Source organism: Halobellus rarus (genome assembly GCF_024494595.1).
Taxonomy (GTDB): Archaea; Halobacteriota; Halobacteria; order Halobacteriales; family Haloferacaceae; genus Haloquadratum; species Haloquadratum rarum.
The window spans coordinates 228,986-241,931 of record NZ_JANHDI010000006.1; the positions used below are offsets into that span (position 1 = coordinate 228,986).

Consider the following 12,946-nt stretch of genomic DNA (forward strand, 5'->3'; position numbering starts at 1 on the left):
TACCGCTACGTTTGTCGCTCATTACCGGCGCTGTCCGAATCCGTCGGCGACTCCGCGCGGACGAGCGTTTCGAGTCCCGCTTCGAGACCGACGGTCGGTTCGTATCCGAGCCGCTCCCGGGCCCGAGAGACGTCGGCGCGACTGTGCCGGATGTCGCCATCCCGCGCCTCGGTGTGGACGACCGGCGAGTCGCTTCCGACGGCATCCCTGGCGCGTTCGGCGAGTCGGGTGATACTCGTCGACGTCCCGGTCCCGACGTTGTACGCGGCCCCGACGTGGTCTGTCTCGGCGGCCAGCCGGTTCGCCCGAACGACGTCGTCGACGTGGACGAAGTCCCGCGTCTGCCCACCGTCCCCGTGAACCGTGATCGGATCGCCGTTCCTGGCCTGTTCGAGGAATACCTGGATTACCCCGGCGTAGTCGCCCCCCGTCTGCCCGGGACCGTACACGTTGAAGTAGCGGAGCGCGACGGTTTCCAGCCCGTAGAGGTCGTGATACAGTCTGGCGTAGTGGTCAGAGGCTAACTTATCCAACCCGTAGGGCGACGTGGGAACGAGCGGGTCGGTCTCCGAGACTGGAACGCTGTCGGGATCGCCGTAGACCGCCGCGCTCGACGCGAGGACGACCCTCGCGTCGTGTCGCCGAGCGGCCTCGAGGACCCTGAGCGTGCCGGTGGCGTTGACCGTGTGGCTTTCGACTGGATCGTCGACCGAGGCCGCGACGCTCACCAGCGCCGCCTGGTGGAAGACCACGTCGACGCCGTCTATGGCCTCTTCGACCACCTCCCGTTCGCGAACGTCGCCCTCGATCAGTTCGACGTCACCGGGAGGCGTCTTTTCGGGATCGATATCGAGGACTCGAACGTCGGTTTCCGACCGGAAGGCGTCGACGAGCGCACCGCCGATGAACCCGGAACCGCCAGTGATCAGGACGCGTCGTGCTTCCATACGCGGCAGTCCGGGCGACAGTGGGTTTAGTAGTCGGAGCCTGATACGGCGACGGCCGTTCTCGCGGCCGGAAATCCGGCGGGTGAAGGATGGACCGACCCGCCGCTCGATCGCTGCGGCAATCGCTCGGCGAGTGAAATCGGGACCCGGACCGTAGGGCACAGTTGCTGGCACACAAGCTGTTTACTATCTCGCGACCAGGTCCCATATGTACCCACGGGCGCAGGTGTTATCAAGCTGACGGACGTCCGCACGCCGTCTCTTCACTCGACGGTGACGCTCTTGGCGAGGTTCCGCGGCTTGTCGATCGGTCGTGACAGTTCGTCGGCGGCGAGATACGAGACGAGCTGAAGCTGAACGTTGGCAAGGATGCCGGAGACGTCGTGGTGGGTGTCCGGAATCCGGAGCACGTGATCGGCGTAGTCGTCGACCTCGTGGTACCCGTCCGCGGCGACCGCTACCACCGGAGCGTCGCGGGCGCGCACCTCCTTGACGTTGTGTAGCGTCTTCGTGTCGTTTCGGCCGGTGAAAATCGCGAAGACGGGGGTCTGTTCGGTGACGAGCGCTAGCGGGCCATGTTTCAGTTCCGCGGCGGAGAACCCCTCGGCGTGGTCGTACGTGATCTCCTTGAACTTCAGCGCGCCCTCCAACGCGACGGGGTGTCCGATGTCGCGGCCGATGAAGAAGTACGACTCGCTGTCGTGGTACGCCTGTGCGACCGACTTCGCGGTCGACTCGTCGAGGATACGCTGGACGTCGTCGGGGAGCACCGCCAGCGACTCGAGCAGATCGCCCGTCGCCGCCGGGGTCCCGCCGTGGATGTCCTGACTCAGCCGCTCACTCAGGAGGATCAACGTCGCGACCTGCGCCGAGAACGACTTCGTGGCCGCGACGCCGATCTCGGGACCGGCCCGGATGTACACCGTGTCTTCACACTCTCGGGTGAGCGTGGATCCGACGACGTTCGTCAGGGCGAGCGTGCGCGCACCGGTGCCCTGCACACTCCGGATCGCCGACAGCGTGTCGGCCGTCTCCCCGCTCTGGGAGACGGCGATCACGAGCGTCCCGTCGTCCGTGGGCGGCGGGTTGGAGCCGTACTCCCCCGAGAGGAACGCCTGTGCAGTGATACCCCGGTCGGCGAGCAGGGTCTGCGCGTACATCGCCGCGTGGTAAGAAGTCCCCATCGCGACGAGGTGAATCGATTCCACGTCGGAGAACGCCCCCGGAGGGAGCTCTTCGAGTTCCGCGCGGCCGTCCAACTGGTTGCTCCGTCCGCGGATCGTCTGCCGAAGGGCGGTCGGCTGCTCGTAGATCTCCTTCAGCATATAGTGGTCGTACCCGCCCTTTCCAGCGTCGTTCGGATCCCACTCGACCGTCTCGACCGGACGGTCGATCGCGACCCCGTCACCGTCCGTGATCTCGTAGCCGCCCGGACGCATCGTGACGACGTCGCCGTCCTCGATGTAGACGACTTCGTCGGTGTATTCGAGGAAGGCGGGCACGTCGCTGGCGAGGTAGAACCGGTCCTCGGACCGACCGAGCACCAGGGGCGACCCGCTTCGGGTTCCGAACACGGTGTCGCTCTCCTCGAATACGGCGGCGATCGCGTAGCTCCCCGAGATCCGATCGACCGCCCGTCTGAAAGCCTGCTCCGGCGAATACCCCGCAGAAAGGAACTCCTCGATGAGGTGGGGGACGACCTCGGTGTCCGTCTCGCTCGTGAACTCGTGCGTCGAGAGCTCCGATTTGAGTTCGGCGTAGTTGTCGATGATGCCGTTGTGAACGACGGCGACCTGCTCTAAGCAGTCGGTGTGTGGGTGCGCGTTCGCGTCCGTCGGGGGGCCGTGAGTCGACCAGCGCGTGTGACCGACGCCGATCCGGCCGTGTATCGATGCCGTCTCGACCGCGTCGCACAGGGCATCGATCTCGCCGGCGCGTTTGATGACGTCGAGGCCGTCGGCGTTCGCGGTGGCGATGCCGGCGGAGTCGTACCCGCGGTACTCGAGGTTTCGGAGCCCCGAGACGAGTTCGTCGACCGCGTCGCCGCGGCCGACCCGGGCGGTGATTCCGCACATTATCCTCTCACCTCCGCGCCCTCGGAGACGTCGTATCCGAGGTTGACGCCGGAGGCGACGGTCCCCCGCGGACCGATTCGACACCCGGGCGTGATCGTGACGTTGGAACCGACCGTCGCACGGTCGGCGACGACTCCGCCCATCCTTTTGTTAGTGTACTCGGTGCCATCGAGGACGACCGTCGCCGATCGTCCCGGGGAGACGGTCCCGTCGCCGATCGTCGCTCCGCCGCCGACGATCGTGTCTCGGAGCACGGCGTTGGCACCCACGCGCGAGTCGGGACCGACGATCGAGCCCTCCAACACCGTGTTCTCTCCCACGATCGTGCTCGCGTGGAGGCACGTCCCGTCGCGGACGACCGCGCCGGCGGACACCTTACAGTCCGGTCCGATCAGGACGTTCTCGCCGACGACGGCGGAATCGTGTACTCGGGCAGAATCGTCGACGGGGGACACAGCAGCGACGAGTTCTGGATGGGAATAGATGAGGGTCCGGTTCGTCGAGAGCAGATCCCAGGGATACGACGGGTCGAACCAGACGCCGTTGGGTGTCGTCGCGACGACGTCTCCCGCGAGTTCGCCGATCGCGCCCGTCAGCGGCCGTTCACCGTCGACGAAGTCGGTACGTTCGAGCGCGTCGAATATCGTCCGGTCGAACGCGTACACGCCCGTGTTCACGCGTGCGGACCTACTGTGTCCGGACTCGTCGATCCGTTCGACGAGTCCGTCTCGAATCCCTACCGTCCCGTACTCCGCCGTCCGGCTCGAGGACGCGACGGCGAGACAGGCCGCGGCGTCCGACTCGACGTATCGGCTGACGGTCTCGCGGACCATCGTCGCGTCGATGACGTTGTCGCCGTTGACGACGAGAAAGGTCTCGCCGGCGTACTCTGCTGCCGCCTGGAGCGCGTGGCCGCTACCCAACTGGGTCGACTGCGTGACGTAGGTGAGATCGAGGTTCCGATAGCTGCTCTCGAAGTGGTTCTGGATCCGGTTTTTCGCGTGTCCGACCACCAGAACCACGGACTCGACCCCGCTGTCGGCGAGCGCGTCCAGGGGGTATTCGAGTATCGGCCGACCGGCCACCCGAAGCATCGGTTTGGGTTGATACCGAGTCAGCGGGCGGGTCCGGCGACCCTCGCCCGCAGCGAGGACGACCGCTCGATCGATCGAAGTCATACCCGGAATCCGACTGTAGGACCCGATCGAGGCCGAACGGTGCCGCCGGTCACCTCGGTATTCCGTTCACGCACGAACGCACTCCGACAGGAACTATGCATACCTCATCTGCTGCCTGAACAGATATTGTAATGCAGATCCTTGAAAAATCCTATAGAACGTCAAAAGAAACTCTGACACGGCGGGATTCGTTAGGAGACTCCTACTGCCGACCGAGACCGAATCGATATTCGACGCGACGAAGCGCCTCGGAGTCGGAGTGGATCGGTCGGTGAAGCGAGCAGTGACCGCTCCAGGGCGGACTCACCGAATGTCGAGCGTGACTACGTCTTCGGTAACGGTGACGGTGTATCCACAGTAGTCGAACGATAATCGGGCGTTCGATCGGCCGACGCGCTGGCCGTCTTCGAACACGCCGTCGAGCGCCTCCGGGTCGATAACGTCTCCCAGTACGGGCAGATCGCCCGGCGTTACGTCTTCGACTTCGGCGACAGCCCTGATGACCGAGACGGTAGCGGACGCGTCAGGGTCTCGACGGGTCCGGTAGATGGTCGACGCGTCAGCGTTCGATGCCGCGCTTCGGTGAGTCGCTTGAGACGGATTCATACTGGCTCTCTTGCCCCGGGATTTAGACTACCCTCTATAAACAGTGTCGATCTGCCCCGCTGTAATGTCGTTTGCTTGGCCGTTCAGCCGATCACACGACTGCCTTCGGTCGGGTACGCGAAGACTGCGGGGAATCGGCAGCAAACGATGCCATAGGTTACGGCGTATGGGTCGACCACCGACCCTGTCAGTGTCAGCGGTCGGTCAGTGGTCCCTCGCCACGAAGGAAATGGCAATGATAAAATAACTGTGCCTGACGGACAGGTATTTTAGAAAATAAGTCAACCTTATCGAATTTAGATGATTTATAGCAAATATCGGTGTGGTCGATAGTACACTCGTACCGCGGCTGTCTGCGAGCGTCCCTTGACCCCGGACATCCCGCCGCAGTTGCGGTACCGGTCTCTGTGTATGGATCTTCGACCCCAGACTTCGGGGCCGATACCCCCGAAGTTTCGTCGAGGAGCGTTTACGACACGATCGTAGGCGTCTACACGTTTTGACAGGCGGGGCACAGCGGACACCGAGGGCGTAATATCGATTGACGTCGCAATCAGGACCGGTTGTACCAGACGTCGACGTGGACGTTCGGCTCGAAGGACTTCCCGATGATGTCGGGGCGGCCGTCTCCGTCGACGTCGACGGCCTTGGCCTCGTGGGTCGGAATCCCCGACTCGACGATTTCTTCTCTGAACTCGCCGCCGCCCTGGTTGTGAAACCGGATGTGCTGTGCCGATGCGTCGTTCTCTCCGAGGCCCATCTCGGCGACGTAGATGTCGGGAGAACCGTTTCCATCGAAGTCGGAGACCTGTACCGTGTGCGGGCAGTACAGCTCGTCACTGAGGATGTGAGGCTCCCAGTTTGGGGGATCGAACCACCCGACTCGCCCCATGTGTTCCCCGTATATCGGGGAGTCGCCCTCGGCGAACACGACCTCCAGTTCGCCGTCGTCGTCGAGATCGCCGACGGCGACGCGGGTCCAGTCCCAACCGGTGACGATGTGCTCCCGCGTCCACTCCGGTGCGAGATCGGACTCTTCACCGCCGTCGGCTTCGACCGGCCGACTGGACGGCTGGTCTGGTCCGCCCGTCGCCGCTGCCTTTCGGTAGATCGCCGTTCCGGCGATCAGTTCGTTGCCGCCGTCGCCGTCGATATCGACGATCGCGAGTCCCTCGACGTCGACGCCGCGACTGACGACTGTCAGCTGCTCACTCGGCCACGGCGACTGGGAGGGATCGGCCGGGACGTCGTAATAAAAGACCGTCTCGCTCTCCTGGGAGAGCCCGACGACCTCCGGTTCGCCGTCGTTGTCGACGTCGCCGAAAGCCAGGTCGTGATACTTCGAGAAGTCGTCCGCAATCAGGTGTTTCGTCCACCGGTCCCGCGGGTCCGACGGTTGTTCGAACCAGTAGATGTCGTTGCGGCCGTACCCCTGCCCGACGATCAGATCGAGGCGTCCGTTCCCGTTGACGTCACCCAGTGTGCTCCCGAGGGCGTGGAGGTCCGACGCCGACGAAATCGTGTGCCGGGTCCACTCGGAACCACCGTTGTGCCGGCCCGCGCCGGGGTTTTCGTACCAGAACAGGTCGTTTTCGAGTCGTCGAAGCAGGCGTCCAATGAGCGGGATACTCCGGTCGCCGAGGACAGGGAGATCCTCTGCACCCATCCCGCCGACAATCAGATCGGGATACCCGTCACCGGTCAAATCGGTGGGTTGACAGACGAAGAGACGCCCACACGGCGGCGAGTCGTCGATAGCGTGGTGCTCGAATCGCATCGTAAGAGCCACGAGGACGGCACGGACCCTTACTATACAGTAACTATAAGCGGTTTACGACCAGTTATCGTCGCCTCAGTATGTATTCACGCAACCGTATCAATTCGACGGGCAGTCGTTCTCGGTCGTACCCGCCGCGTTAGTAGCTCGATTCCACGATCGCAGGCAATCGGATCCCCGAGCGCCGCGTTGATACCAGTTCGGGGGGTGATTCAGGATCCCCTAGGAGAGACTATTCGAACAATTCCATCCGACAGCAAGACCGGTGACGAACAAGCGCGTCCGCTACCGACGTTTCGGTCCGAAGGACACGGACCCCCCTCAAATCACGGGAGGTCACTGGTCGGCCATCGAGGCCGCTGGGGTGACTGCTCTCCGTTTCCGTCGCCGCGGACGGCCGCCTCGCCGATGGCCAACTGCGTTCGAGTGAGACAGTTGAGACACCCGTGGACGCTGTTGTCGACACCGAAGACGCGGATGAACTGTTTGCTGACTGCCGATCCACACCGTCGACACTGCCGAGTCGTCGCCGTTGAGGCGTTTCGGTCGGACATACGTGCCACGATATCCCAATGAACTCTTGGTTATATACGAAATACCGGACGAGGGTGTAGCGTTTGTAACTCGTTATACCGCCGATCGCCCGGGGGAGTGCGGTCGTGTGAGCTCCGGGATTCACGCCCCCGATAGGGCTCGAGAAACCGACTTAGAACATAATATCGGCGTGGATATTCGAGGATGCAGCCGAAGACGGAGCCGAACCTAACCCGTTCGAAACGGACGCTAATGAGACTCTAACAAAGGGTCTGGCAGGACGTATTCCGCCTGTCCCGTCATCCGGCGATCCCCCACCCACCCCCCCATTACGAGCCGACGCGAACGTCGGATCGGCGGGCGCTTTTATTTCGGAACGAGTGAACAGAGGAGACAGCGAACCGTCACCGATCGAGTCGGTGGGACGACTTTCGATCCAGAATGACCGTTCCGTCTCCAAGGACAGTGACCGTCTCGTCGGCGTAGGCAAATGACACAGTGGGCGACCCCCGATCGCTCGTCGTGTCCGAATACAGCGCATCGAGCGCGTCCGGATCGATCGAATCGTTCAACGTCGGGAGGTCGGTGGGGTCGAGACCGGTGCAGTCGCTTAGTGCCTCGACGACGGCGACAGACGGTGGAACGTCCTCCCAATCGTACCTGTAGACTGCCTGTTCAGGCCGTTCTTTCATCTCATATCACGGCGCGTTCGCCGCGCCACCTTACAGGCGTGCACACGAGACCGGATCACGGGGGTGTGCTTTCTGTTCATTCGTTGCTCACCGGTCAGGACGCGAGTTATTTTTTCGTTCCGATTTCCAAGTTCACTCCGTGGCCGCGAGTAGAGGCGTGTGCCCGAGTGCCGTAGAACTCTATGTTGCAGTCTGAACTCGATGCAGACATCTGACTTCGGGGTTTCTCCAATCGTCTCCCGGTGACGGATCACAACCCTGTCGAGCACGTCGACTCCGTTAGGCCGTCTATTACTGTTTCCGTGAGGTCGATTGTCATCGGGTAAACAGTTGTTATTAATAACGATCCGCGTGGAAGTGTCTACCAGACAGTATGTATGCCCACCGGATTAGACGACGCCGAGAGCTGACACAGGTACAAAGCAGGCGTTGCATCGTGAATCGATCCGTCTCACGTGGGAGAGGTCGATGAGCCCGGGCAACGGGGAAGGGGAACTGTCGACCGACGAGGCGCTGGAACTCCTCGCAGACGAGACACGCTACCAACTCCTTCGGACGTTCTGTGAGCGCGATATCGGGGACGACGGACGAGTTGACCTGCCGGAGTTACTGGAAACCCTGTCGGAGACGTCGAAGACGGAAGGGGACGGACCCGCTTCCGAGAGTGACGCGAGACGGGAGCGGCTCACAGTCGAACTCCGTCACAATCATCTCCCACGGCTGGACAGTCGGGGCGTTATCGACTGGGACGCGGAGGCCGACACCGTTGCACGGGGGCCGACTTTCGGCGAGTTACGTCCGCTCGTCGAACTCCTCGACGAGCACACCGACGAATTGCCGGGGAACTGGTGACGAATCACGCCCTATCGATGGACTGTCACGGAATTTCTGATAAACACTCTGTACGAGGAGCACAACTATCAAAATAGATTAGTTGTGAACCGGATCGGTAGGCGGTCCTTTCTCCTCGGGTGCTTTTGTTAAATTGTACAGTATGCATCGTCATACCCCTCGTTGTACTGTTTCCGCGGGCTTTCGAAGAGACGTCGATCACGACGTGGCTGTACGGACCGCACCCAACGAATTATAATATCGCATATAATATAATTAAATTTATTTTTCCGGAGGCGAACGCGGGAACGAGCAGAGGTCTGCTCGACCCGTCGCGACGAGCGTGTTTACTTTGTCGAGTGAAGTCGTCGCTACGGTGGCGAGGGTGGCGATCCCAGTTTCGTTTCGGATGTCGTCGCTGAAATCACTCGGTCCCTTTTGGTCGACCTCGCGTCCGCTCGTCGAGACGTCGACGGGTGCGACCAAATCGCACCCTGCCCGGTCGAGTCGGCAGACGAGGTCGAAGGCGACCTGGAGTGAGACACCGTCGCCATCGCCGTCCGAAACCGGGAGCGAAACCCCGAGCAGTCGGTCGGCCGGCCACGCCTCAGCGACCGCTTCGACGACCGCTAGGGGGAATCGAACGCCCTCGGCGGGAGGGGCGTCCGACCGAGTGAGAGCGTCACCGAGCAGCGATTCCGGGCCTGCGTCGAGGAAGAGGCAGTCGAATCCGGCGTCCCTCGCGCGCCGTGCGGCCGCGGCGAAATCTTCGGTGATGTCCTCTCGGTCACTCGCGGTCATCTCGTCGATCCGGAACGCGCCCGGTCGAGCGGGGAACTCGTCTGTGAGCCGCGGCGCCCACGTGGATTCCCGCTCCACCAGTTCACCGCGCCCGAAGAGTCGGGGCTCACGGGCCCCGTTCGCACCGGCGTGATGCAGTCGTGCGCCGGCAGTGACGTTATCGGGAATGGAAGCCAATTCCTCGCTCCAGGCTTCGACATGCTCGTCGTCGTACAGTCCCGGCGTCCCGGTGGTCGATCGCCCCTCGGGTGCCACGGCGAGCGGCTGGGTGAGTAGCAATCCTGGCTCTTCTGCGCCCGCCTCGACGAACGTCGATCGCTGCGCGTTCGACGGCGTCCCGTCTACCGCCGAAAACGAGGGTTCGAGCGGTCGGACAAATCGGTTCGGGAGTTCGAGGTCCCCGATCCGCGCCGGCTGGTACGCGGGTTCGACGACCCCATCGCCCGAGGTCTCGGCCGCGAACCACTCGTCGAAGGCGCTGATGAATGAGGGATCTCGACGCTTCAGGCTCCCGTACGTGAGCCGCCCGCTGCGCGTGAGGTGGTGGACAGCGAACTGGCGGGGGGCCAGATCGTAGTAGCGCGCGACGTCCTCGAAGTGGATCCGACTCCGTTCGGCGGCCGACATCAGCGCCTTCACGAACGGCTTCCGGGAGGATTCGTACGTCGAGAGCGCACTCTCGACGTCGCTGTGCTCCTCGAACGCTTCCATCAGGCCGATCGCGTCCTCCATCGCGAGCGTGGTGCCCGATCCGATGGAGTAGTGAGCCGTGTGTGCAGCGTCACCGAGGAGCACCATATTCTCGTGATGCCAGTGTTCGTTCGTGACCGTCTCGAAGGTCCGCCACTGGTCCTGTTGGGAGAGGAGCGAGTGGCCGCCGAGGTGATCGGCGAACACGTCTTCGAGGTACCCGAGGTACTCCGACTCGCTGGCCTCGGCGAGTCCGGACCGTTCCCACGTTTCGGCGTCGCAGTCGACGATGAACGTGCTCGTCGGACTCGGATAGGTGTGGGCACACCAGAGACCGTCGTCGTTCTCGACGAAGATGTGCGTGAGCGCCTCGAAGTCCTGCTCCGTCCCGAACCACGAGAACCTCGCCTCTCCCTCTGCGACGTCCGTCCCGAACTCCTCGGCGAATGCGTCGCGGGCGCGGCTGTGAATCCCGTCGGCGAAGATGCACAGATCAGATCCCTCCGCGAGCGCACCGGGATCCGTGATCTCTGTCTCGAACTGGAGGTCCACGCCGACGTCCCGACAGCGCTCCTGGAGCACGCGGAGGAGATCCGTCCGCATCATACTCGCGAACGTGTTGCCGCCGCAGCGGAAGCGCTCGCCGTCCGTCCGGATGTCGAACGGGTCCCAGCGCTCGAACGCCTCCGTGATCGCCTCGTGGGAGGGGCCGTCCGCCTCGGCGAGGTTCGAGATGGTTCGGTCCGGGAAGACGATGCCCCAGCCGTACGTCACGTCCGGCGGATTTCGCTCGTACACGGTGACGTCCCAGTCGGGGTGTGCTCGCTTCAATAGCAGGCTCGCGTACAGTCCGCCTGGGCCGCCGCCGATGGTGTTGACTTTCATAACTCTGTCGTGATAGGTGCTCGGTGTGTAATTCGTCGCAGTCGATTGCGGTTCGGAAGTCGTCGATCGCTAGTCGTTCGAGCGCTGAACGATTCGTCCGGTCGTCGATCGAATCGCGCGGGGCTGTTACCAGACGTGTTCGAATAGCTCCTCGTACTGTTCCAACTTATCTTTGGGGGGTTTCCCCGTGGCGTAGGCGACGACGATCATCAGGATTACTTGCGAGAGCAAGACCGGAACGAACGGCAGGAAGCCGAACGTGAGACTGTTCGGTAGGAGGCCGAGTTCGAACGCCCAGATGCCGACGAATCCCCAGATTAGACCCGCGTACGCCGAGTACTTGTTGGACCGACGCCAGTAGAACGCCGAACAGATCGGGAAGAACATCAACCCGAATCCGGAGAAGGCGAACGTCGCTGTGTCGACGATACTGTCACGGGTGACCATCGCTCCGACGAAGGCCGCGACGAAGATGAGAATCAGGAACCCACGCGTGTAGTAGACCTCTCGGTACTCGCTGATGTTGAAGAACTCTTTGAGGACGTCCTCGGTGAAGAACGTGCTCAGCGTGAGCACCTGACCGTCGAGACTGGACATCAGCGCCGCGAGGATGCCCGCGAGTGCGAACCCGACGACCCACACCGGCAGGAGTTCGCCGACGAGCGTCGGGAGGATGAAGTCGGGATTCGCCAGGTCGGGGAACTGCGCGATGCCCCAAAAGCCGAGTAACACCGCCGGCGTCCACACGACGATGACGGCGATCGGGTAGAGCACGGCCGTCTGCTGAAGGTTCTTGACTGACTTCGCCGTCATATAACGGACGAAGAGGTGCGGGAACATAAACGCCCCAAAGGCGACGATGAGTCCCTGTGAGAACCAGGATCGGGGCTGGAACGGTGGGATACCGCCACGGTTCAGGAGGACCCCGTCGTTGATCTGTGCGACCGCCTGCGTCGCGCTGTCGAATCCCCCGATCCGGGTGGGAACCCAGAGGAACATCGCGAGCAGAAACACGATGAACACCGCCCCCTGGAACGCGTTCGTCCAGCCGGTCCCGCGCATCCCCCCTTGGTACACGTACCCGCCGACGACGACGAGGACGATCGCGGCTCCCAGCCAATACGGAACGAGTCCGTTCGTGAGCGCTTCGAAGACGATGCCACCGCCCTGCACGCCGACGAGGATGTAGGGGATCGTCCAGATGGTGAACATCACCATCGCTAGGACGCCGAGATACTCCGCGTCCCAGCGGTGGTTGATGATCTGTGCGGGCGTGATGTGACCGAACTCCTTGCCCACCATCCAGATGCGGTACCCCACGGTCATCAGGAAGACCGGGAACAGGAACGCGAAGAGGACGACGAAGAACCCGAACGCGCCCGCACCGGCGCTGTAGGCCAGACCGGGCGCGCCGATCATCACCACCGCGGTCATATTCGTCGCGAAGAGGGCGGCCAGGAGAATGATCGTACTGAACGACCGATCGGCCATCAAGTAGTCCTCGCGGGACGTTCCAGTCGCCCGAGCGGCGAGGTGGCCCACCCCGAGTACGATGAGCAGGTAGACGGTCGTGATCGCGACGACGAGGAGGTTCGATCCCGACGCCATCAGCGATCACTCCCCCCAGTGGCCGAGTCGCTCGCGCTGTCGCCGGCGGTCGGTTCGTGTTCCGACGGCGGTTCGGGAGCGACGAGGTACATCACGGCCAGGATGGCAGTCCCGACTAGGAGGTACGCGACGTCGTACGCGATCTGAACCGGGATCCAGCCCAGAATCAGCGTCTGTGAACTCATCAGCCCGAAGAGTTCGCTCTGGTGGAGCACGACCATCGCCAGTACGGCCCCCAAAAGCGCGATCCGGACCGGCCGCTTCGGTGTCCAAAAGCTATCGCCTATCATGGTAACGGAAGCCACGTTTCGAATAGGTACAC

Annotated in this window: 11 protein-coding genes; 1 reads left to right on the plus strand and 10 read right to left on the minus strand. The window is 62.8% G+C overall.

Translation table 11 applies throughout. The features are described from left to right. Positions 1-5: 5 nt before the first annotated feature. The 7 genes from NO876_RS07995 to NO876_RS08025 all read right to left on the minus strand — a co-directional run bounded on the left by NO876_RS07995 (position 6) and on the right by NO876_RS08025 (position 7,809). A complete protein-coding gene (locus NO876_RS07995) occupies positions 6-947 on the minus strand; it encodes an NAD-dependent epimerase/dehydratase family protein (protein ID WP_256421164.1) in 942 nt (313 codons plus the stop codon). A gap of 263 nt (positions 948-1,210) precedes the next feature. Next, complete coding sequence (gene glmS / locus NO876_RS08000; protein WP_256421165.1) at positions 1,211-3,022, minus strand: glutamine--fructose-6-phosphate transaminase (isomerizing); 1,812 nt, start codon at positions 3,020-3,022, stop codon at positions 1,211-1,213. Continuing rightward, positions 3,022-4,200 (minus strand): sugar phosphate nucleotidyltransferase, encoded by a 1,179-nt coding sequence (locus NO876_RS08005; RefSeq protein WP_256421166.1) that lies wholly within the window; start codon positions 4,198-4,200, stop codon positions 3,022-3,024. The genes glmS and NO876_RS08005 overlap by 1 nt, the downstream gene beginning before the upstream one ends. Before the next feature lie 303 nt (positions 4,201-4,503). After that, positions 4,504-4,806 (minus strand): HalOD1 output domain-containing protein, encoded by a 303-nt coding sequence (locus tag NO876_RS08010; RefSeq protein WP_256421167.1) that lies wholly within the window; start codon positions 4,804-4,806, stop codon positions 4,504-4,506. A gap of 553 nt (positions 4,807-5,359) precedes the next feature. Further along, positions 5,360-6,583 (minus strand): FG-GAP repeat domain-containing protein, encoded by a 1,224-nt coding sequence (locus NO876_RS08015; RefSeq protein ID WP_256421168.1) that lies wholly within the window; start codon positions 6,581-6,583, stop codon positions 5,360-5,362. A gap of 326 nt (positions 6,584-6,909) precedes the next feature. After that, positions 6,910-7,137 (minus strand): DUF7563 family protein, encoded by a 228-nt coding sequence (locus NO876_RS08020; protein WP_256421169.1) that lies wholly within the window; start codon positions 7,135-7,137, stop codon positions 6,910-6,912. Between the two features lie 384 nt (positions 7,138-7,521). Beyond that, positions 7,522-7,809, minus strand: a complete 288-nt coding sequence (locus NO876_RS08025; protein WP_256421170.1) for a HalOD1 output domain-containing protein — start codon at positions 7,807-7,809, stop codon at positions 7,522-7,524. Positions 7,810-8,277: 468 nt separating this feature from the next. Between NO876_RS08025 and NO876_RS08030 the strand changes: the two genes are divergently transcribed. After that, entirely contained in the window at positions 8,278-8,661 is a 384-nt protein-coding gene (locus tag NO876_RS08030) for a DUF7344 domain-containing protein (RefSeq protein ID WP_256421171.1), read from the plus strand. 261 nt (positions 8,662-8,922) lie between these two features. On the opposite strand, the gene NO876_RS08035 is transcribed toward NO876_RS08030, so the two are convergent. The 3 genes from NO876_RS08035 to NO876_RS08045 form a co-directional block, all read right to left on the minus strand. Continuing rightward, a complete protein-coding gene (locus NO876_RS08035) occupies positions 8,923-11,016 on the minus strand; it encodes an FAD-dependent monooxygenase (RefSeq protein WP_256421172.1) in 2,094 nt (697 codons plus the stop codon). A 126-nt stretch (positions 11,017-11,142) separates the two neighbouring features. Next, a complete protein-coding gene (locus NO876_RS08040) occupies positions 11,143-12,624 on the minus strand; it encodes a sodium:solute symporter family protein (RefSeq protein WP_256421173.1) in 1,482 nt (493 codons plus the stop codon). Further along, positions 12,624-12,914, minus strand: a complete 291-nt coding sequence (locus tag NO876_RS08045) for a hypothetical protein (RefSeq protein WP_256421174.1) — start codon at positions 12,912-12,914, stop codon at positions 12,624-12,626. Before NO876_RS08045 ends, NO876_RS08040 begins: the two co-directional genes overlap by 1 nt. Between the last annotated feature and the right edge of the window lie 32 nt (positions 12,915-12,946).